Origin of the sequence: Aeromonas sp. QDB62, from assembly GCF_027705695.1 — a bacterium.
GTDB lineage: Bacteria > Pseudomonadota > Gammaproteobacteria > Enterobacterales > Aeromonadaceae > Aeromonas > Aeromonas allosaccharophila.
Genome location: NZ_JAPDCD010000019.1, coordinates 72,337 through 90,932 on the forward strand (window position 1 = coordinate 72,337; position 18,596 = coordinate 90,932).

Sequence of the window (18,596 nt, forward strand, 5' to 3'; positions counted from 1 at the left end):
ACAAGTTAGAGAGTCTTCTCTCATACTGATTGACCAAGGCGCATCGCAATCGGTGCGCCTTTTTATTGTTTACGCCCATCGAGTTCGGGAGCATAAGTACAAACATGATGTTGGATAAACTACGCGAAGGGGCGCAGGGCAAGGTAGCCAAGGTTATCTTGGGCCTGATCATCCTCTCCTTTGCCTTGGCTGGTGTAGGTAGCTACCTGAACGGCCCGGCCCGTACCGCCCCCGCCACCGTCAATGGCACCGAGATCAGTGCTGCGGCACTGGAAAATGCCTACCGTAACGAGCGCGCCCGCATGGAATCCCAGATGGGAGAGGCATTCAGCCAGCTGGCCGCGAACCCCGATTACATGAAACAGTTCCGCCGTGGCGTGCTGGATCGGTTGATCGATCAGGCGTTGCTGGACAGCAAGGCCCGTGAACTGGGTCTGCGCATCAGCGACGAGCAGATCAAGCAAGCCATCGTGGAGATGCCCGAGTTTGCCGAAAACGGCAAGTTCAACAATGACCGCTATCTGCAACTGATCCGTCGTGCCGGTATGACTCCCGAAATGTTCCGTGACTCTCTGCGTCAGGACATGGTGCGTCAACAGCTGATGGGCGCCCTGCTGGGCACCGAATTCTCCCTCAAGGGTGAAGCGGAGCAGCTCGACAAGCTCTACAACCAGACTCGCGATCTGCGTCTGGTGCGTCTGGCCGCCGCCAATTATGTGGATGATGTTCAGGTCTCTGACAACGAGCTGGAGCAGTACTACAAGACCAATGGCGCCCGTTTCATGAACGACGAACAGGTCAAGGTCGACTATCTGCTGCTGGACGCTGCCAACCTCGCCAAGGACATCAAGGTCACCGAGCAGGATGCCCAGGATTACTACGATCAGCACCAGGATCTGTTCCAGCGTGCCGAGCGTCGTCATGTGGCTCACATCCTGATCCCGTTTGGCAAGGACGAGAAAGCCGCCGAGCAGAAGGCAGAAGCCGTGCTGGCCAAAGCCAAGGCGGGTGATGATTTCGCTGCGCTGGCCAAGGCTGACTCTGCCGATACCTTCTCCGCCAAAAAAGGCGGCGAGCTGGACTGGTTCGAGAAAGGGGTGATGGATCCTGCCTTCGAAAAAGCCGCCTTCGCCCTGAACAAGGCGGGTGATCTCTCCACCGTGGTGAAGAGCCCGTTCGGTTTCCACATCATCAAGCTGCTGGGGGTTGAAGCTGCCCAGACCAAGCCGTTTGCCGATGTGAAGGAAGAGACCATCACGCGTCTGCAAGCTGACAAGGCCAAGGAGCTGTTCTTCGCCGAGCAGCAGAAGATGGCTGACAACAGCTTCGAGAACCCGGACTCGCTGGACCTGACCGCTGACGCCATGGGGATGAAGGTACAATCTTCCGATTTCTTCACCCAGGCGAGCGCCCCGGCTCCGCTGAACGATCCCAAGGTGCTTTCCGTGGCGTTCTCCGAGCAGCTGCGCGATGACAACACCAACTCCGACGTGATCGAGCTGGCGGATGGCAAGGCGCTGGTGCTGCACATCACCGGTCACCAGCCCAAAGCCGTCAAGCCGTTGGCTGAAGTGAAAGAGCAGGTGATTGCCGCCATCAAGCATGATAAGGCCGGTGAAGTGGCCCGTGGCAAGGCGCAGGGCCTGCTGGACAAGCTGAAGGTCGGTGAGAGCATCACTGCCGATCTGACCGCCCTCGGTCTGAAAGTGGAGACCCACAAAGGGGTTGCCCGCTTCGATCGCGAGCTGGATCAGAACCTGATTGCCCAGGCGTTCACACTGCCCCATCCGATCGACGGCAAGCCGAGCGTGGCACTGGTTGCCGAGACCAATGGTGACCGCGTGGTGGTTGCCCTGGACAAGGTTAACGTCCCGGCCGCCGCATCCGGCATGGCCGCCATGCTGCAAGGTCAGCTGGGTCAGGGCAAAGCTCAGGTGAGTTACAAGTCTCTGATCGACGAGCTGCGCAAAGCGGCCAAGATCGAGTACTTCACCAGTGTGGAAGCCACAGTCGAGTAATCGGCACCGCGCAATCCACTGAAAACGGCTCCTTGATGGAGCCGTTTTTTTATCTGTGGGTGAGGGCGATATTCAAGCTCTGCTCTCTGCTCTCTGCTCTCTGCTCTCTGCTCTCTGCTCTCTGCTCTCTGCTCTCTCTCTACAGTTTCCGCTTTGTTCTGTGGCTTGCTGTGGCCGTTCCTGGGTCATACGCCATATCCGTCGTCATAAAAAACGGGATATAAAAAAAACCGGCACATAGGTGCCGGTTTGTCATTGCTAGCGTGTGCAGGGTAGCGGTTACACCACGCCCTGAGTGCGCAGATAATCCTCGTAGGTACCGCCGAAGTCGCGGATACCGTCTTCGCTCAGCTCCAGGATGCGGGTCGCCAGGGAGGAGACGAACTCACGGTCGTGGGAGACGAAGATCAGGGTGCCCTTGTACATCTCGAGGGCCAGGTTCAAGGATTCGATAGATTCCATGTCCAGGTGGTTGGTCGGTTCATCCATGATCAGGATGTTGGGGCGCTGCATCATCAGCTTGCCGAACAGCATGCGGCCCTGTTCACCACCGGAGAGTACCTTGACCGGCTTTTTGATATCGTCCTGAGTGAACAGCAGACGACCGAGGATAGAGCGAACCGCCTGCTCATCTTCGTTCTCCTGTTTCCACTGGGCCATCCAGTCAAACACATTGAGATCGGTGTTGAAGTCTTCGGCGTGATCCTGGGCGTAGTAGCCGATTTGGGCATTCTCGGACCACTTGATGGTGCCGGTATCCGGCGCCAACTCTCCGACCAGGGTCTTGATCAGGGTCGATTTACCGATACCGTTGGTACCCAGAATGGCGACCTTCTCGCCCACTTCCAGCATCATGTTGAGGCCCTTGAACAGGGGCGCCTCGCCGTAGCCTTTGGATACACCTTCGATTTCCAGGATGTTGCGGTAGAGCTTCTTCTCCTGCTCGAAGCGGATGAAGGGGTTCTGACGGCTGGAGACCTTCACTTCCTCAATCTTGATCTTGTCGATCTGCTTGAGGCGGGAGGTGGCCTGGCTGGACTTGGATGCGTTGGCACTGAAACGGGAGACGAAGGATTGCAGATCGGCGATCTGGGCCTTCTTCTTGGCGTTGTCGGCCAGCAGACGCTCGCGCGCCTGGGTGGCGGCCAGCATGTAGTCATCGTAGTTGCCCGGATAGACGCGCAGCTCGCCGTAGTCCAGATCCGCCATGTGGGTACAGACAGAGTTCAGGAAGTGACGGTCGTGAGAGATGATGATCATGGTACTTTCACGATCGTTGAGCACCTGCTCCAGCCAGCGGATGGTGTTGATATCCAGGTTGTTGGTCGGTTCGTCCAGCAGCAGGATGTCAGGGTTGGAGAACAGCGCCTGTGCCAGCAGCACCCGCAGTTTCCAGCCTGGGGCCACTTCACTCATCGGGCCGTTGTGCTGTTCGATGGGAATACCGGCACCCAGCAGCAACTGACCGGCACGCGCTTCGGCGGTGTAGCCGTCATATTCAGCGACCAGCCCTTCCAGCTCGGCAGCCTTCATGTAGTCGTCATCGGTCGCTTCGAGGTTGGCGTAGATGGCATCGCGCTCGGCAATGGCCGCCCACAGCTCGGTGTGACCCATCATGACCACGTCCAGGACACGGGTATCTTCGTAGGCGAACTGATCCTGGCGCAGCTTACCGATGCGTTCATTGACGTCCAGGCTCACATTACCGCCGCTGGGCTCAAGATCGCCGCCGAGGATCTTCATAAAGGTGGACTTGCCACAGCCGTTGGCGCCAATAAGGCCATAGCGGTTGCCGCCGCCAAACTTGACGTTGATGTTCTCGAACAGCGGCTTGGCGCCGAATTGCATGGTGATGTTATTGCTGCTAAGCATAGTGTGTAAAAAAATTCCTTAATTATCAGCGCATTGCTGCACTGGTTGAAAATGCTGGGGCGCTATTGGGGCAAATGCCCATTTTTTTGCATCGAACTCCAGATAGAATCGACTTCACTTCGGCTGGCCGATTCGATCCATTTTCCATAGACCTCTTGCAACATTCTTGCAGAGTTGTGACCCATCTGTTCAGCTATGAACGCAAGGTTTCCGTGAGCGGTGATGTTCCAACTGGCATAAGTATGCCTAAGTTGATAGGCCCGGCGATAACGAACCCCAGATTTATTGATTGCAGCTCTCCATGGGGACACCATGAAAACACCAGAGTAAAAAGGTGGCCTATCCGGCACAACTTTGGTTGGTCGGAAGACAGGGCGCAATGTTTGGCGCACGATCATGCCACCTGGTAGGTGCATGTCAATCTCTGCGTCCAAAAGTGCCCCAGTTATCTTGAATTGATCCTGCAGAGCATTCAGGGCTGGCGGCATAAGGTGAACGGTTCTTGTTCGGTTTGTCTTCGGCAGCTTGAACTGCATTTTTTGCTGAGTCAGGTTTCTCTGCACATGCATAACCCGATTCTCGAAATCAATATCACCCCAACTGAGAGCTCTCAGCTCACCCGGGCGGATCCCTGTGTAGGCGAGGGTCAGTAGCATGTTCTTGAACTGTTTGTTGGTTGTAACCTCGATCAGCCTTTGGAACTCCCAATGCTCGAAAGGATCCGCGCTCTTTTCGGTGTTCAGCCGAGCAGCTGCAACGCGCACGTCAAACTCTCGCTCTACCAGTTCATTCCGCGCTGCCCAGCCAAGCAGGTTCCCTGCATGGGCAAGATAGGTTCTTACCGTTCTTGGCTTGCAGTCAGTGAGCAAGTGGTTACGCAGTCTTTCAATGTGCATGGGCAGCAAATCAGCTATTGGCATATCGCTGCCGAGAAACTCGGTCATTCTTTTGAACGCGCTGCGATATGAGCGCTTTGTCGATAAACCAACAGTTGGGCCTGCACTCTCAACGAACGCGGCAGCGGCCTCAGCAAGCGTCATCCGGGTTGTTGTGCGCATGCCAAGGCGGGCAAGTACCTTCGAGTTGGGGAAGTGCTTTGCATAGTCAAAGCTGCCAAGGGCAATCTCGTGCTTTATCGCCGCTAGTTTGTTCGCTGCGAATTTGACGTTTGCCTTAGTGATGGGGATGTCCAATACCTCTCTGCACCGGCGCCCCTTATAGCTGAAACAGATCCGTAGCTTGCTGCCATGCACTTCAACACCAGTCAGCCCGGCAACCAGAGAGGCTTGGTTATCTATTGCGCTGACTCTACCCATTTGTCGTACTCCTCGACGCTGTAACGAACCTGACCATCAGGGCCATATTTCCAGATTATTCCTTCTGGCCACTCACCCTTCAGGCGGCGCCCCTCTGCAGCCTTCTCGGTCATCCCTGTCAGGGCCTCAAAAAGGCGTGGTTTCACCCATCTTGCGCACGGGTAGATGTAATTTCCTTGCATGTGGTCCTCGCGATTAAAAGAGACTCGAGCCGGTGACGCCCGAGCTGGTTGTAGTAAAAGGTTTGAACTTGCTTGCGGGAGTTGGCAGCCTGGTCAAGGCGGTATTCCCCCAGTTCGGTGGTTTTCAGGCTGTGTCGGTTGGCCAGCCTGCCGATGGCTTGCGCACTCACCCCCAGCTCCTTACCCAGATCGGTTGCGCTCCAGAGCTGGCCGGTTACCCTGGGCGTTTCGATAGGCAGATCGAAGTGAGCCAGGATGCGGCCGATCTCGGCGAGCTTGGCCGACTGGGAAAGGGTGGGGGAGAGTACGGTATTAACCAGATCGTCCAGCAGTTGGCTGCTCTGGTCGATGAGTTGTAGCTGTTGCATGGCGTGGCCCTCCTGTCCTTGAGGATGGGGCGCCAATTGGATTGAAGGAAGGGCCGTTAATCCTCTTCATCAAGGATTGGCACGCAGACATCCGACATGTCTGAGAACAATTCTTCGCCTTCTATGCTGACGCAGTTGACTGAGTTGCTCATGCAAATGATTTCATCAACTACGCGCCTGAGCTCGTCTCGGTCTAACTCTTCATTATTAAGTAGTTGCTTGGCCGTATCCCTGAGCGAGCGAACCTCTTCACTTAGGTTTCTGCGCCAGCCGTTCATACTGAAACTTACTTTTGACATTCAGCCTACCCCTCAGCTTTGCAGCGGTTGCTGCTTTGGTTCGATTGTAACCACCCCGAGATCGCACTTGAACTGATGCACATCACTGCTGAACTTCGGCTTGCCATCAAACTCCTTGCCCAGAATGTTGGCCTTCTCAATCAGAGCGCTCTTTGCAGCCTCAAAGGCGGCGTGGGCGGCCAGCACTTTGGCGTCAGTTGTCTTGTAGAAGCTGGTCATAGCGGGGCCTCCTCGCCACCCAAGGCGGCAAGCAGCGCCGGGATAAACTGGGACAGCTCGCCGGTCACCAGTGCAAAGTCGGCGTCCATGCGGGCTGCTGGATCCTCGCTGGTGATGTCGTCATTCTGCTCGCGCAGCTCCTCGCTGAACTTGAGGCGCTTGATGGAGAGGTCATCGCCCAGCACAAAGCTGATGCTCTCACCCCAGCAGAGGGCCAGCTTGGTGACCAGCTTGTCGTTGGCGAGGTGGTTTTTTACCTCGTCGGTCATCAGATCCTGCTGCTTGAAGCGGGCGATCCCGCCGTGTTCCATGGCGCTGCGCAGCTCGGATTCATCTTCCAGGGTGAAGGAGGCAGGCAGGTTTCCCTCTTGCAGCCACTCGGTCATGGTGATTTCTGGCGGGTTCTTGAGCGCCACCGGCACCGCCGGCAGGCTGCCGATGGACTTGCGCAACAGGGCCAGCACGTCCTCGGCCCTCTTGGCGGAGGGGGCATCGACCATCAGTAGGCCGTCGGCCGGGTTGATCCACGCGTAGGTGTTGGCGGTGCGGCTGAATGCGCGGGGCAGCAGGGTGTGCAGCAGCTCCTCTTTCAGCACCTCTTTCTCTTTCCTCTTGAGGGGGCGGCCCTGCTCGAACTCGATCGCCTCAACCTTCTCATCCAGCTGCTCTTTGACGACGGTAGATGGCAACATCTTCTCCTCCTTGCGAGCACAGATGAGGATCTGGCCGTTGGCGGAGTGGGTCAGGGTGCTGCCGAACTTGCCTAGAGGTCGAGTCCAGCCGAAGCGGGACATATCCTGGCTGCCGCAGGGGGTGAAGGCACAAGCTTCGAGCTGAGTTTCCAGCTGTTCGGCGGTCAACTCGAACGGGCGGGTGAAGCGGTACACTTGAAGGTTTTTAAACCACATGGTCTGGGGTCCTTTTGGTTGGTTAGTTGCGGGCTTTTGCCTGCAGGTCGTGGAGTTTCTTGGCGGCTGCTTCGGCTTGTGACCGGTTGCAGATGGTCCCGCCAGGCAGTACAAACTTGCCGCGCAGCTTGGGGTGGGGCATGACGACGCCCAACCCGATGACTACCGCGCCGCAGTAGGGGTTATCTGTGTCTTTCATGGGGTTCCTCTACTTATCCACCGTTTCTGTGTGGCTGGCGGTGGATGGTTTGGGGGTATCAGGCTGCAGCGCTGACGGGCTCGGCTCCGGCAAGCAGCAGGGTGAGCTTGCTGACATCGCGTATCCGGCACTCGCCGCGCCAGTTGGGGGCGAAGATGAGGAGCATTGAGCCCTTGGGGTTGCCCTTCATTTCTTCTCCGGTTGCCTTGTTGATGAAGCTCACCCGACCGTTGCGCCACTTGCCGTTCTCGTCGTGGTAGCCGGTGATGTGGCGTACCTCGCTGGCGCGCTCGCCTGGATACCATTCTGTGCTGGTGTCCTGCGGGACCAGCATGACGGTGCCGATGCCGCGGTCCTGCTGCTCGATGGCCTTTCCCACCCATGGCCCGATATCGGAGTAGGGCGGATTGAGCCAAGCCCAAGGCGATCGCACAAACGGGCTGATAAAGTCGCCCCAGTCCACGCTCAGGGCGTCGATGTCAGGCGTCAGGTACTTCTCGCAGAGCGCCGTTTCCGGCAGTGCGGCGGCATCGAGGGCGAAGTTGAACTCAAGATCCAGCGCTCTGAACAGATAGAGCGGGGTCTGGGTCATGTCGCGGGTGGCTTCTGGGGTGGTGGAACCGCGGTAGTCAGCCATTGGCAGCCCCCTTGCACTCAACAGCAGCCAGTTGGCCATTCATCAACGCTTCGCGTAAGGCGATCATCTCCCTGTTGCGAAACAGGCTAGTAGCATAGATGAGCGGCTTGCACAGGTTGTGTCCTTGGATCTCGAGGAAGTCCTTGCAACCCTGCTCTGTGAAGCAGGCTGTTTCGAAGTGGCTGATCTCCTTGACGGCCAGCTTTACCCAGTCGCCAGTTTCGCGGTCATCACGCCGGAGGAGCTCAAGCCTCCGCTCAGTTGTTTCGCTGGCCTCGATGTGCCTTTCCTGATGCCACCAGAAAATGCGGTCGTGATCATAGTCAGCATCAACAACAATCTCACGCTTGGAGAACACGCAATAGAGCGGGTCTGCAGTGAATCGACCATGCTGAGTGTTCAGTGAATGCTGCATTCTATGCAGCAGCTCTGGTAGTTGCTGGCTCATGCAGCCTCCTTTCTGGCTTTGCTGTATCTGGCCGCGTCCTCGCAGTCGTCAATGTGGCTGGCGCCATACTTCTCTCTGGCCGCCTCGGCGCAGGTGTATGCCTCGTATGGGTTAAATCCACAGGTAACCTTGCCGCAGTCAGGGCAGTTGCCGCGGGTGCGGCCTGTTGTCTGCCGCTTGCGTGGGCGCTTTGGCTTGCGGATCCCGGCAACGGTGATCATGCGGCGCTCGTTGACGTTGCGCGCCTGGAATGTGCGGCGACTGATGGACTTCACGTACTCAAGCGGGTAAAAGGCAACCTCATCGTTCCACAGAGCATGCCTTACCTCCTCTGCCGTCAGGATTAGCGCATCTGACAGGCAGACTGTCGAACCCTTCTGGGCCTTCCAGTAGACATCGTTACCGGCGAAATCACCGAAGCAGCAGTGGATTACATACTGATCGCAGCCTGTTGCCAGACCGGCCTTGGTGTCATCCAGATACTGGTGGTCAACCCGCACGGTAGCGAGCTCATCGACCAACGCCTTGCTGAGCGGCACATCGGTGTGGCGCCCATTGAAGTGGCGCTGGGCCTCCTCCAGCGTGTAGACGTGGGCTTTGTCCAAGTTTGAGGTGTAGCCATTGCCATTAAGCGCCCAGAACATGCAGGTGCTGCCTACATTGGTTCTGGTGTCGCGCAGATAGAAGCCTGTCATGCCGCCTCCTTGTGCTGTTCTGGTTGCTGGCTGGCTGCGAACTGCTCTTCCCACAACTTCACCTTGAGCTCGCAGGCGTAGAGGATCTGGCCAACCAGCTTCTCGCCAAGCCCCTTCACCTTGTCCAGCTTGTTGCCCTGGTGGCTCATCACCTTGTAGAGGGTGTCGATCCCGGCATCCTCCAGCGGCTTGATGGTGCGCGGCGGCAGGCCACATTCGTGAATGCTGACCGTCTTGGCCCATTCTGCTCGCGGCTGCAGGTGCGGATGGCTCCGGGCCAGCGCTTCGAACATGAAGTTGAAAATATCCTGCGTCATGGCATCAGGGGCGCCGGCACCGAACGGGGTGGGATAGATGGGGTTCATCCACTGGCTCAACATGACCGAGCAGCCGGAGCCATCGGATTTCATGGCGTGCAGCTTCCAGTTGAGGTCATTGATGAGGTAGGTGAGGTTTGACTGCAGGCCGTGATCCACCAAGTAGACATTCCAGAGCGTGCCGTCCTCGCCCTTATAGGTCTTGGCCAGGTGCTTGAACCAGACCAGCTTGGCATCACGGCAGCTCTCGAGCTCCATGATGACGCCGTGGCGGCTTTCCAGCTCACGATCCTGCTCGTTGATGGCATCCAGCAGGTCTTTGATGCGGCGCTCGAGTTTCAGCACCTCGGCGCGGTAGGCAGCCTCATTGCTCTTGTGCTTGGCGATCGCGGTGCGCTGTTGCTCCAGCAGGTCGTTTTTCTCCTTGATGCGGCGCTTCATGCCTGCCGGATCCATGGCCTTGAGGTCGGCAAGTTGGCGATCGGTCTGGCGTGAGGTGAATTGCAGGGCACTGAATTTGGTTTCGATCTCATTCAGGGCGCGCTGCGCCTTGTAGAGTTCGTCTGCCTTGGCTTCCAGCTCATCTGCGCCTTCTTGCCGCGCTGCTGCGATGCGCTGCTCGGCTTCTGCCACCTGCTGGCGCAGCTGGCTGACCAGTGCGATCTGCTCATTCAGCTCACCATCCCGGGCTTCCAGCTGGTCGATGAGCCCGTTGAACTCGTCGATATGGGCGTTGGCAGCCTCGCTGATCATGGTCAAGTTGGCGGTGAGCAGGGTTTCAAAGCTGCCGATGGCGGCCTTGGCCGGGCCGTCAGGCATCTGGATGATGGCTCGGATCTGGGTTGTGAGGGTGTTCAGGGCAAGGCTGGTTGCCTCGCTGGGGTTCAGCGTGGTCATGGTTGGTCCTCTGGGAGTGCAAAAGCCCCGTTGGCGGCGGGGCGGGTGATCAGTAGTTGATGCTCAGGTGGTCGATCTTGTTGCTGGCGATGTGCTTGACGATGTTCACGGCGACATCCTCAGCGAGACCCAGCCCCATCAAGTCCATCACGATGGAGCTGTTGATCCGGCCGCGGTGCTCACGGTCGGCCAGGCGGCGGGAGTTCTCTTCATCCTTGAGGCGCTGTTCGTCGGCGATGCGTTGGCGCTCCTGCTCGGCGGCGGCCTTCGCTGCAAGCTCTGCTTCCATCTTTGCTTGGGCAGCAGCCTGCAGGCGGCGCTGTTCTGCCTGCTCCGCTTCGGCAATACGGCGGGCTTCTGCCTGCTGGCGGGCCAGCTCTGCGGCTTCTGCGTCGCGGATAGCCTGTTGCTCACGTTCCCGCGCTTCGCGTTCGCGGCGCTCGGCATCGAGGCGGGCCTGCTCTTGGCGCTGGGCTTCGGCTGCTGCAGCCTGCTCTGCGATGCGGCGCTCACGATCTTCCTGATCGCGGGCGGCAGCCTCTTGGCGCAGACGCTCCAGCTCGGCGGCTTGCGCTTCCCGCGCCTTGGCTTTCTCAATGGCGGTGCGCAGGTGGAGCACGGCAGCATCCTTGGCTACGCCTGCCTGGGCGGTCATCTCTTCCCAGCTGTCGTCGATGGCGATCGCTTCAATCTGCTGCAGGTAGTGCTCCAACTCGGTGCTCGGCAGCTCGGCGGAGGTCTGCTTGGCTATGGAGAAGGCCAGCATACGTTCTTGCAGTACGGCTACGCGGGCTGCTTCTTCCGCTTCGTACTGGGTGAGCGGGGCACGCACTTCCTCTTTCAGGGCGTCGAGGGTGTCGCGGATCACCTTGCGGTTGGCGTCAATGCGCTTGGGGATCTCCTTGTACTGGTCGGTCAGCTCCTTGCCGAAGCCTTCCAGATAGGTTTTGGTCTTGGCAACGGCATAGGCGATGCTGGCGATCTCCTTGCGACCTTTGGCGGTGGTCACGTCAGGCACCAGGCTGGATGCCTTCTGGCGGATATCGGCCAACAGCTCAGTCACCCCTTGGCCCTCGGTAAACAGGGCAACGGCGGTGGTCGGTTCGATGACAACCAGCTGAGTTTGGGCGGTGTCGGTCTTGGCTTGTTCGGTCATGTCGGGGTCCTTGTGGCGGTGATCCATAAAAAAGCCCGCTGGTTGGCGGGCTGGACTGGTTAAAGTGGTTGGTTACGCTTGCTGCTGGTCGAGTTGGCGCTTGCGCTCGCCAGCGACCTGCTTGATGCCTTTGACTATCTGCGGGTCGCCGGTGCCGTTGGCCCACTCCCACGCGGCGGTGTAGGCTCTTTGCCACTCCTCGCCGGAGGATGCGCCCTCGATGGCGGCGCTGTGGTCAGCGTAGGCGCTGGCGTGGTCAACCTGCTCGACCGTTTCGATGTGCGGTTCAACATGTTGCTGCGGCTCAGCTTCGAGCGTCACCGGTTGATCCATGCTGCCTTTCATGGCGGCAAGCGTGCGGTTTGGTGCTTTCTGTTGCTGCACTTGGGCGCCCGGGATCTCGTTGATGATGATCTCCTTGCCTTCCATCTCTTCGGCTGTGGGCTCGCTGCCGATCTCAGGCCATGCCTTACGCAGCGCTTGCGCCTCGGTACACTTGGCCAGCTGGGCATATGGGCGCTTGCGCCACATGGCGTTGGGGCACTCAGTCTTGCCGCTCTGGGTGGCGTAGTTCTCCTTCCAGCGCTCAAGGGCATGGAAGGCCACCCGCTGGCCGTCAATCATCTTGTAGACGGTGTATTTGCACCACTGCGGGTAGGTGACCTTGATCTTGTTTTGCTGGTTGTAGGGGTCTTGGAACTCCTCGGTCACATCAGGGCCAAACACAGGCTCATCAGCACCGGCGTAGTTGCCGGAGCGGTCTGCTTGAATGCGGTACATGCCGATACCGGGCATTGGTACATCGCGCCACACCTTATCCTTGGTGCGAGCGTCAGTGACCTGCATGGGCACCAAATGTACCGGCTTGAGCAGGATGTCCAGCCCGCGCGCCTTGCAGTAGTCAATCGCCATCACCACAGAGTCAGGGTTAGCGCCTGGGTAGATGGTGTTACACAGGGCGTTCCAGGTTGGCTCATCGATACCGCGCTGGGCCAAGATGGGGAACTCGGCGGCGAAATTCTCCGCCGCCTGCTGCTTGATGATTGCGATGTTGCTCACGCTGCTCTCCTTGCCCATGCCGGGCGGGTAAGTGGTATCAGGTCGTGCCAGTCGTTATTGACGCGGCACTCGTGGAATTTGCGCAGGTCGCGGCGGTAGAGGTCTTTGCCTTCCTCTTTCCACTCCTGCTCCAGCGGGCGAACCCGCACTGGATAGCGGCCGCACTCAATGGATGAGCTGACCGCGATAAAGATGAAGTCCGGGATCTCGCCGTAGATCTCCCGATAGCCATCGGAGTACATGGCGTCCTGAACGTGGTAGCGGAACTCTTCGACGTGGCGCCGTAAGCGACTCATGTCGTCCACCTTCTTCACGTCGGCCAGAATGGGGTGGCCGGTCAGCATCCTGTCTGGCCGGCAGCGGCATAGTTCCTCGGTCTCGCGGTCAGTCCAGTAGAGCGACCCCTCACAGATTCCGTCCTGCTCCAACAGCCAGCGGGCGTCAGGGTGGGCGAACACGCTTTCGCGCATCAGCCGCAGCTTGCGGTCATCCTCGAACGAGAGAACTGTCTTTCCCAGTTCGGCGCAGTTGGCCAGAAACTCGGCCTCACCCTCCTTGCCAATCTTGGTTTGCCGGTTGAACTTCGGCGCGATGATGAAGCGATCCTTGAACTCTTCCGGCTCCAGCAGCAGGCAGTGCAGGGCGGTGCCCATATCCAGCGCCTTGAGCTTTTCCTCATCGACCGGTGCGCTTTTGCGCCAGATGTAGGTGGCCGGGCTCTCGGCGATGTCGTCGAGCTGGGATTTGCTGATGCCAGGGCCGGAGTGGTACTCCTCGTTGGAGAGGCCCAGCACCAGCCCTTGCGGCAGGGCCAGGCTGGTATCAACGGCGGCGTTCATGTGGCACCCCCTTCTGTTGCCAATCGGCGGCCTATGCGAGTGATGGCGCTTCGTATTTGACCAAGCCGCACGCTTGCCTTGACTCGCTGTGATTTGTACTCGCGCACTTTCTGACACCAGCAGCAAACCTCGTCGTTATCGACGCACGCCAGATAGAACTCTTCGAATTCAATGCATTCGTAAGGGTCTTGCTTTAGTGACCGGTATTCATTCACAACCGTCTCTAGGCATGGGGTGCCAAAGGAGTGAAAGTTACTTCCCTCTCCAGCTGTATCAACGCTTTCGCACCGAGAATACGCCTCAGAACCCAGCGTCTTTAGCCTGCGAACCTCATCGGCCCAGAAGGCGTGATCTCGCACCAGCGTTAAAATGCCAGCTTCTGTGGTTTTCATGCTGCGCTCCTGTGCTGGTATTGCTCCCACTGCTCCTCGCTCATGGCTGTTTGCAGCTCGGCGAGGTGGTTGCTCCATGCGTCATGGGCAAGGTCGGAAAGGCCGGCATCCACCACCTGCTGGACGAACTGCACCAGATGGGATGGGTCGCCATCGTTCATCAGCAACCGGATGGCGTGGTTGTACTGGCGGTGCTGATCGGGGTTGAGCTCACAAAGCAGGGTGGCCGGGTCGGTGCTCAGCATGCCTGCCATCAGTAGTGGTCGGTTGGTGGCTACCCACTCGGCGATCCACTCAGCTTTGGCGTTTGCCTCGGCTTCGCGGCTTTCGAGCAGAGCCAGCAGAGCTGATTCTCTGGTCATGGCTATAACTCCAATTCACGCTGCAGGGCGCGCTTCTCGTGATACTCCTCGATGGCGCGGCGGGTGGCGGTGCGTTCGTGGGCGCTGCGGCGTTCTGCTGCGCTGGGTTCGACGCTCACGCTGTAGCGGTGTTCAGTGCGGGGCGGCATGGAGCCGCGAAAGCCCATCACCTGGGCTTCGGTCAGATTTTTCATGGTCGGGGTCCTTGGGTGGTTAAAACAAAAACCCCAGCGCGATGGCTGGGGTTGTTGGTTGAAACTGGCGCTGGTTAGCGTGGCTGCATCAGCGATTTGGTGCGCCGGGTGACGGAAGCCAGGGTCAGCTTCATCAAGTCGGTCAGGTCGTCATTGCTCATCAGGTCGAGCATGCGCTGCATGTCGCGCGGGTCGGTTGGGTCAATGACGTGGGCGCAGTCGGCAACCGGCCAGAGGGTGAGGCTATCCCCGCCGTGGCGGCCGCTCATGCTGCCGCTGTCTGGCTCGATGCTGAGCATGTAACGGGTGGTGCCAATCTTGTGGCAGAGGGCTTTGGCCAATTGCTGGGCGTCACACTTGTGCAGCTCACTGGCAACGGGCGGGAAGGGGATGTCGTTATCAGTCAGCTCGGCAAGCTGGCGGTGCAGCGCTTCGCTTTCGCTGCGGCGAATGGCTTGGGTCGCGGCGTAAACATCAACCTCGAAAGCGGGCTCAATCCAGCCTGCATATTTCATGGCGACCAGCTCAACAGCCCATGTTCCTGGCTTGTTACCACCCCTTACGGTTTTCAATGCGGGAAATCCCGCTTTGGCTTCTACCGCCGCAATATAGGCGCCATTGAAGCGTTTGAACTCGCTGGGTTTGTGCGATGCAGTGGCCTTGCCTTGGGCGATGGCTGCTTTGTGCAGGTCGTTGAGGTTGTACATACCATCAGCTGCGATGGTAATGGAGTGATTAGCAATGGTGAGTTGGGTGTTCATGGTCAGATTCCTTGGTTCAAAGTGAATCGCCACCATTGACGCCAAGCAACTGGTGGCGAACTGAGCGAGGTTGGCGTACCGGCGAACCAAAGGAAACCGGCGCCCCGAAGGGCCCCCGCCCAGCCCGCCATAACTGACAGGTACTACTGGGCCGCACATAAAAAAACACGCAGGCGCGTGTTGTGCGCTTCGATTCGTTTCGGGACGCCAATCCCGGCAACGGATTTTGCCGTTGCTTTTATAGTATCTAGAAACATTGGCATGGTTGTCAATCCATGAAAAAGCCCAGCTGTTGCTGGGCTTGGTCTGGTGGCGCGTGAGCGCCATTATTTATACCGGCACGGCTTCACGTAGATCGTGTCGCTTGGAGACTTACTGTACTGTGATGGCAGCTCACTGTGCAGCCAGCACAAATCCCCCCTAGCACTGATCCCGGCAACGAAGAAACTACCATCAATCCAGCTTCCGTCCTTCTTGTAGCGGATCTGGATTCGACTGCCATCAGGTATCTTTGGCGGTATCTCAACGTCATAGTTAGTGCTCGATGAGAAAATGAGGTAGTTGCTGACCACCTCAAGCCTGCCAACCCCCGGCGTGATTGCCATTGATGCCCATTCATCTGCCGAAGAAATGCCAGATATGAGCAGCGATACTGCGCCAAGCAAAGCCCTAGTTCGATTCATGCACCCTCCTTGTTTTGGACTGGGCATTATGAATCTGTTTGGCTCCGCTGTCAGCCTGCAACCCCCTGATACAAGAGGCTCCAGGCTGGCCACTGTTGCCAGTGGCTAGCTGTCACCTTCCAGCGCCATGTTCCGGTTTGACGGGTTAATGGCGATCTGCCGGGCCAGCAGATTGCGAGCGGTGACTGCCCAATCCGGATTGTTAAAGAGCGGTGCAATCCTGAATTCAGGCTGCAAGAAGCCAAGACACACTCGCGGTGTCTATTAAATGCGTCTTGGCTTGAGCCCTATGCGTGGGAGGGCTCGACCCTGTTATCAAACTGCGGAGCGGTGAAACTGCATGCGCCAGTGGAGGAGGGCGCTGTGCTTGGTGAAGCCTGTGGTGCGGCGCTGGGCTGCGCGGGCTGCCACAATGCGGTGCTGCTCTGAGGCCAGCATTGCCACATGAAGGCGCTGACGGATGGCGCGGCGGCGGGCTTCGTTGCCATTGAGCTTGTCAGCGATGGCGAAGAGGATCTGGTCTGCGCGATGCGCGGCTCTGGAAAAAATGTTCTTGGTCATGGTACATTTACTCCTGTTGGCGAGTTGGTCCTCGCTAATACCCACCGGGTCAACTGGTTGGGGTCCTGATTGCCGGGGTTGGTCCCCCGGCTTTCTCTGACTGGGGGTGGTACCCTGGTCCTTCAAAGCCCGCCCTGTGCGGGCTTTGTCGTTCTTACGCGCTGGTCAGGCGCTTTTCACTTCTGCCCTGGTTAGGGGCTGGTTCCTGATTGCCGGGTGGTACTGAATTCAGTTAAAAGATGTGCGCGGGTAAAACTTGCTGCGATTAAGTCGCTGCAGTGTCTTGCGCTGTTTCTGCTTTAGCCGTGAGGCTTTCTCTTCGCTAACCCCATGCTTGGCTTTCCACTCGTCGCCAGTCAGCCCGGTGAAAAGCCAGACCGGATCGACCTGTAGGGCGGTGGCGATAGCAAAAAGGCTTGTCGCTCTTAGGTCTCGCTCAGGGTTATTTATCACTCTGCTGATCACCGGCTTGCTCACACCTGACTTGCGCGCCAGATCGACCTGCCCAAGGTTGAGAGTGTCCAGCCTTTCTTGAATTCTCTGGCCTATCGTTTTCATTAGCGCTTATCCTCGTCACCGCCCGAGTACAACCACATCGGGTCAACCTTCAGAACCTTGGCAATGGAGATCAAGGACGACACTTGCATCTCGCGATCTGGGTTATTAATGGTGTTGCTGATCACGCTCTTAGAGAGGTCTGCACGTCGAGCTAATTCAGACATGCTCATGCCCAGTTCCTGCAATCGCTGGTCGAGGCGTTGGCCGAATCGCTTAACCTCGGACTGTGCCGCCGCCTTGGCTGCCGCTTCGGCCGCATCAAGCAGTTGCATTTGCTCGATCCATTCAGAGCTGCTCATGCCAAGGTAAAGCCAGGTCGGATCGCAACGAAGAGCTTCTGCGATTGCGTACAAGCTGTCTGCTCGCAATCCCTTTGACGGGTCAGACAGCAGAACTGATATCACCGCTTTGCTCACACCCGACTTGCGCACTAGATCGGCTTGGTTCCATCCGCGCTCATTGAGCATGTATGTCAATCGTTCTCTAAAAGATTTCATTGGTAGTCCTTTCTCGCTTCCTGTCGGTCCGAATGTTCGAGACTACACGGGAAGATTTTGTTAGGCAAAGCTCACTGAACGCATAATAGGAAGTAATAACTAACAATGCAATGCCTTGGTGAGTTTTTTTTAACTTTGTGTGCGAATGCCGCTCACGCCGCTAGTTTTTTGGTAAGAAAAAACCCGCCGATGGGCGGGTTTGTGGGGGGGGGCTAAACAGTCAGGAGCGGCGCAGCTCTACCATCTTCCCTAGAATCGTGGCTTCGCTGGATTTGAGATAACCGAAGTGGGGATCATCGACAACTAGGTTCATACCATCGATCGCATTTTTGGCTCTCAACAACAGGATCTTGTCTCCGTGTTTAACCAGTGCCACATCGCCATTCTCCAGCTTTAGCTGCTGCAAGCTCATATCAATGACGATCACATCTCCCTTGTGAATGCCGCTACCAACCAGATCATCGTTTTCAGCAACCACAGCACACAGGTGCCCGCCATCCTCTACAACCAAGTGCTTTCCGGTGTCAATCAGCGGGATAGCATCTATCGGCTGACCAACCATATCCATCATCTCCCAGATCGGCACCTTTGATACGGCCGTACTTGATGCGTACTCAGCACTACTCTTGCCGACAAATAGCCATATAGGGTCGCAACCAAGGATCCTGGAGATGCTAAGGACGCTGCTAATTCTGGGGTCACTGGTGTTGCCGTGGATGATGGCGCTCAGCGTTGGCTTGGATAGGCCAGTTTTCCGCGCCAGATCTGCAGCGGTCAAACCTCGCTCATCCATTAGCTGCTGGAGTCTTTCGTTAAAGGAAGACATTGATTTCACCATATCGTTAGATTCAACAAACATCATCCATTATGCCTCGCCCGGTGTAAGGTTTGTTTTATGTTGACCGGTTAGTTTGTTCTTACTAATATTGGCTGGTACACACAAGAGGACCAACCATGCACATCGACGAGCCCATCAAGTTTTTTGGCAGTGCGGCAAAGGCCGCCAACGCCATCGGTTACAACCGAGTTTGTTTCAATGACTGGAGAAAAAAGAACGGAGGAATCGTGTCCCCGAAAGCTGCCGCGAATTCAGATAATAACTGCAACACCCATGGTGCATAGGAGAGAAGAGGCCAACTGCCGGTTCTGGTACGCTTCT

The 18,596-nt window shown here is 57.6% G+C and carries 25 protein-coding genes; 2 read left to right on the forward strand and 23 right to left on the reverse strand.

The window, feature by feature from the left end; translation table 11 throughout:
- The first annotated feature begins 104 nt into the window (after positions 1-104).
- Positions 105-2,018, forward strand: coding sequence for a peptidylprolyl isomerase (ppiD, locus tag OKC27_RS11300; protein WP_182939497.1), 1,914 nt, complete (start codon positions 105-107; stop codon positions 2,016-2,018).
- Positions 2,019-2,297: 279 nt separating this feature from the next.
- Here the strand turns inward: ppiD and OKC27_RS11305 are convergent, their stop codons facing one another.
- From OKC27_RS11305 to OKC27_RS11415, 23 genes are all read right to left on the reverse strand, one after another.
- Complete coding sequence (locus OKC27_RS11305) at positions 2,298-3,890, reverse strand: ABC-F family ATPase (protein ID WP_033137261.1); 1,593 nt, start codon at positions 3,888-3,890, stop codon at positions 2,298-2,300.
- Between the two features lie 62 nt (positions 3,891-3,952).
- Positions 3,953-5,206 carry a site-specific integrase gene (locus OKC27_RS11310; RefSeq protein ID WP_182939498.1) on the reverse strand — a complete coding sequence of 418 codons (1,254 nt, stop codon included), beginning with the start codon at positions 5,204-5,206 and terminating at the stop codon, positions 3,953-3,955.
- A gap of 142 nt (positions 5,207-5,348) precedes the next feature.
- Positions 5,349-5,756, reverse strand: coding sequence for a hypothetical protein (locus tag OKC27_RS11315; protein ID WP_182939499.1), 408 nt, complete (start codon positions 5,754-5,756; stop codon positions 5,349-5,351).
- 56 nt (positions 5,757-5,812) lie between these two features.
- Positions 5,813-6,055, reverse strand: coding sequence for a hypothetical protein (locus OKC27_RS11320; protein ID WP_182939500.1), 243 nt, complete (start codon positions 6,053-6,055; stop codon positions 5,813-5,815).
- A gap of 12 nt (positions 6,056-6,067) precedes the next feature.
- Positions 6,068-6,274 carry a hypothetical protein gene (locus tag OKC27_RS11325; RefSeq protein WP_182939501.1) on the reverse strand — a complete coding sequence of 69 codons (207 nt, stop codon included), beginning with the start codon at positions 6,272-6,274 and terminating at the stop codon, positions 6,068-6,070.
- Positions 6,271-7,182: a recombination-associated protein RdgC gene (rdgC, locus tag OKC27_RS11330; protein ID WP_182939502.1), complete on the reverse strand. Its 912-nt coding sequence runs from the start codon at positions 7,180-7,182 to the stop codon at positions 6,271-6,273. Before rdgC ends, OKC27_RS11325 begins: the two co-directional genes overlap by 4 nt.
- Before the next feature lie 22 nt (positions 7,183-7,204).
- On the reverse strand, positions 7,205-7,381 hold the full coding sequence (locus OKC27_RS11335; RefSeq protein WP_164537295.1) for a hypothetical protein: 177 nt from the start codon (positions 7,379-7,381) through the stop codon (positions 7,205-7,207).
- Positions 7,382-7,439: 58 nt separating this feature from the next.
- Positions 7,440-8,018, reverse strand: coding sequence for a phage N-6-adenine-methyltransferase (locus OKC27_RS11340; RefSeq protein WP_182939503.1), 579 nt, complete (start codon positions 8,016-8,018; stop codon positions 7,440-7,442).
- Positions 8,011-8,466 carry a hypothetical protein gene (locus tag OKC27_RS11345; RefSeq protein ID WP_270806249.1) on the reverse strand — a complete coding sequence of 152 codons (456 nt, stop codon included), beginning with the start codon at positions 8,464-8,466 and terminating at the stop codon, positions 8,011-8,013. The genes OKC27_RS11340 and OKC27_RS11345 overlap by 8 nt, the downstream gene beginning before the upstream one ends.
- Entirely contained in the window at positions 8,463-9,161 is a 699-nt protein-coding gene (locus OKC27_RS11350) for a hypothetical protein (protein WP_270806250.1), read from the reverse strand. The genes OKC27_RS11345 and OKC27_RS11350 overlap by 4 nt, the downstream gene beginning before the upstream one ends.
- On the reverse strand, positions 9,158-10,375 hold the full coding sequence (locus tag OKC27_RS11355) for a hypothetical protein (RefSeq protein ID WP_182939825.1): 1,218 nt from the start codon (positions 10,373-10,375) through the stop codon (positions 9,158-9,160). The genes OKC27_RS11350 and OKC27_RS11355 overlap by 4 nt, the downstream gene beginning before the upstream one ends.
- A 49-nt stretch (positions 10,376-10,424) precedes the next feature.
- A complete protein-coding gene (locus OKC27_RS11360) occupies positions 10,425-11,531 on the reverse strand; it encodes a hypothetical protein (RefSeq protein ID WP_182939506.1) in 1,107 nt (368 codons plus the stop codon).
- 72 nt (positions 11,532-11,603) lie between these two features.
- Positions 11,604-12,590, reverse strand: coding sequence for a phage recombination protein Bet (gene bet / locus OKC27_RS11365; protein ID WP_197970794.1), 987 nt, complete (start codon positions 12,588-12,590; stop codon positions 11,604-11,606).
- Positions 12,587-13,429: a PD-(D/E)XK nuclease-like domain-containing protein gene (locus tag OKC27_RS11370; RefSeq protein ID WP_182939507.1), complete on the reverse strand. Its 843-nt coding sequence runs from the start codon at positions 13,427-13,429 to the stop codon at positions 12,587-12,589. The genes bet and OKC27_RS11370 overlap by 4 nt, the downstream gene beginning before the upstream one ends.
- The gene (locus OKC27_RS11375) at positions 13,426-13,821 is read right to left on the reverse strand and encodes a hypothetical protein (RefSeq protein ID WP_182939508.1); all 396 of its coding nucleotides are present in this window, start codon (positions 13,819-13,821) and stop codon (positions 13,426-13,428) included. The genes OKC27_RS11370 and OKC27_RS11375 overlap by 4 nt, the downstream gene beginning before the upstream one ends.
- On the reverse strand, positions 13,818-14,183 hold the full coding sequence (locus OKC27_RS11380; protein WP_182939509.1) for a hypothetical protein: 366 nt from the start codon (positions 14,181-14,183) through the stop codon (positions 13,818-13,820). The genes OKC27_RS11375 and OKC27_RS11380 overlap by 4 nt, the downstream gene beginning before the upstream one ends.
- A gap of 2 nt (positions 14,184-14,185) precedes the next feature.
- On the reverse strand, positions 14,186-14,377 hold the full coding sequence (locus OKC27_RS11385) for a PA3496 family putative envelope integrity protein (protein ID WP_139731030.1): 192 nt from the start codon (positions 14,375-14,377) through the stop codon (positions 14,186-14,188).
- A gap of 74 nt (positions 14,378-14,451) precedes the next feature.
- Positions 14,452-15,138: a KilA-N domain-containing protein gene (locus tag OKC27_RS11390; protein ID WP_182939510.1), complete on the reverse strand. Its 687-nt coding sequence runs from the start codon at positions 15,136-15,138 to the stop codon at positions 14,452-14,454.
- A gap of 326 nt (positions 15,139-15,464) precedes the next feature.
- Positions 15,465-15,821 carry a hypothetical protein gene (locus tag OKC27_RS11395; protein WP_047234851.1) on the reverse strand — a complete coding sequence of 119 codons (357 nt, stop codon included), beginning with the start codon at positions 15,819-15,821 and terminating at the stop codon, positions 15,465-15,467.
- A 315-nt stretch (positions 15,822-16,136) separates the two neighbouring features.
- A complete protein-coding gene (locus OKC27_RS11400; protein WP_270806251.1) occupies positions 16,137-16,382 on the reverse strand; it encodes a hypothetical protein in 246 nt (81 codons plus the stop codon).
- Between the two features lie 228 nt (positions 16,383-16,610).
- Complete coding sequence (locus OKC27_RS11405) at positions 16,611-16,940, reverse strand: helix-turn-helix domain-containing protein (protein ID WP_270806252.1); 330 nt, start codon at positions 16,938-16,940, stop codon at positions 16,611-16,613.
- Positions 16,940-17,437 carry a helix-turn-helix transcriptional regulator gene (locus OKC27_RS11410; RefSeq protein WP_240037411.1) on the reverse strand — a complete coding sequence of 166 codons (498 nt, stop codon included), beginning with the start codon at positions 17,435-17,437 and terminating at the stop codon, positions 16,940-16,942. The genes OKC27_RS11405 and OKC27_RS11410 overlap by 1 nt, the downstream gene beginning before the upstream one ends.
- A gap of 220 nt (positions 17,438-17,657) precedes the next feature.
- Positions 17,658-18,299: a helix-turn-helix domain-containing protein gene (locus OKC27_RS11415; RefSeq protein WP_162516169.1), complete on the reverse strand. Its 642-nt coding sequence runs from the start codon at positions 18,297-18,299 to the stop codon at positions 17,658-17,660.
- Positions 18,300-18,391: 92 nt separating this feature from the next.
- On the opposite strand from OKC27_RS11415, the gene OKC27_RS11420 reads away from it, so the two are divergent.
- The gene (locus OKC27_RS11420) at positions 18,392-18,559 is read left to right on the forward strand and encodes a hypothetical protein (protein WP_270806253.1); all 168 of its coding nucleotides are present in this window, start codon (positions 18,392-18,394) and stop codon (positions 18,557-18,559) included.
- The last annotated feature ends 37 nt before the right edge of the window (positions 18,560-18,596 follow it).

Bases quoted from the DNA above. Each gene is read 5' to 3' on its own strand.
- OKC27_RS11395 (WP_047234851.1), bottom strand. From the start codon at position 15,821: ATGAATCGAACTAGGGCTTTGCTTGGCGCAGTATCGCTGCTCATATCT.
- OKC27_RS11410 (WP_240037411.1), bottom strand. From the start codon at position 17,437: ATGAAATCTTTTAGAGAACGATTGACATACATGCTCAATGAGCGCGGA.
- OKC27_RS11310 (WP_182939498.1), bottom strand. From the start codon at position 5,206: ATGGGTAGAGTCAGCGCAATAGATAACCAAGCCTCTCTGGTTGCCGGG.
- OKC27_RS11375 (WP_182939508.1), bottom strand. From the start codon at position 13,821: ATGAAAACCACAGAAGCTGGCATTTTAACGCTGGTGCGAGATCACGCC.
- OKC27_RS11335 (WP_164537295.1), bottom strand. From the start codon at position 7,381: ATGAAAGACACAGATAACCCCTACTGCGGCGCGGTAGTCATCGGGTTG.
- OKC27_RS11380 (WP_182939509.1), bottom strand. From the start codon at position 14,183: ATGACCAGAGAATCAGCTCTGCTGGCTCTGCTCGAAAGCCGCGAAGCC.
- OKC27_RS11320 (WP_182939500.1), bottom strand. From the start codon at position 6,055: ATGTCAAAAGTAAGTTTCAGTATGAACGGCTGGCGCAGAAACCTAAGT.
- rdgC (WP_182939502.1), bottom strand. From the start codon at position 7,182: ATGTGGTTTAAAAACCTTCAAGTGTACCGCTTCACCCGCCCGTTCGAG.
- OKC27_RS11390 (WP_182939510.1), bottom strand. From the start codon at position 15,138: ATGAACACCCAACTCACCATTGCTAATCACTCCATTACCATCGCAGCT.
- OKC27_RS11370 (WP_182939507.1), bottom strand. From the start codon at position 13,429: ATGAACGCCGCCGTTGATACCAGCCTGGCCCTGCCGCAAGGGCTGGTG.
- OKC27_RS11360 (WP_182939506.1), bottom strand. From the start codon at position 11,531: ATGACCGAACAAGCCAAGACCGACACCGCCCAAACTCAGCTGGTTGTC.
- OKC27_RS11415 (WP_162516169.1), bottom strand. From the start codon at position 18,299: ATGATGTTTGTTGAATCTAACGATATGGTGAAATCAATGTCTTCCTTT.
- OKC27_RS11405 (WP_270806252.1), bottom strand. From the start codon at position 16,940: ATGAAAACGATAGGCCAGAGAATTCAAGAAAGGCTGGACACTCTCAAC.
- OKC27_RS11400 (WP_270806251.1), bottom strand. From the start codon at position 16,382: ATGACCAAGAACATTTTTTCCAGAGCCGCGCATCGCGCAGACCAGATC.
- OKC27_RS11340 (WP_182939503.1), bottom strand. From the start codon at position 8,018: ATGGCTGACTACCGCGGTTCCACCACCCCAGAAGCCACCCGCGACATG.
- OKC27_RS11355 (WP_182939825.1), bottom strand. From the start codon at position 10,375: ATGACCACGCTGAACCCCAGCGAGGCAACCAGCCTTGCCCTGAACACC.
- OKC27_RS11385 (WP_139731030.1), bottom strand. From the start codon at position 14,377: ATGAAAAATCTGACCGAAGCCCAGGTGATGGGCTTTCGCGGCTCCATG.
- OKC27_RS11315 (WP_182939499.1), bottom strand. From the start codon at position 5,756: ATGCAACAGCTACAACTCATCGACCAGAGCAGCCAACTGCTGGACGAT.
- ppiD (WP_182939497.1), top strand. From the start codon at position 105: ATGATGTTGGATAAACTACGCGAAGGGGCGCAGGGCAAGGTAGCCAAG.
- OKC27_RS11345 (WP_270806249.1), bottom strand. From the start codon at position 8,466: ATGAGCCAGCAACTACCAGAGCTGCTGCATAGAATGCAGCATTCACTG.
- OKC27_RS11325 (WP_182939501.1), bottom strand. From the start codon at position 6,274: ATGACCAGCTTCTACAAGACAACTGACGCCAAAGTGCTGGCCGCCCAC.
- OKC27_RS11305 (WP_033137261.1), bottom strand. From the start codon at position 3,890: ATGCTTAGCAGCAATAACATCACCATGCAATTCGGCGCCAAGCCGCTG.
- OKC27_RS11420 (WP_270806253.1), top strand. From the start codon at position 18,392: ATGCACATCGACGAGCCCATCAAGTTTTTTGGCAGTGCGGCAAAGGCC.
- OKC27_RS11350 (WP_270806250.1), bottom strand. From the start codon at position 9,161: ATGACAGGCTTCTATCTGCGCGACACCAGAACCAATGTAGGCAGCACC.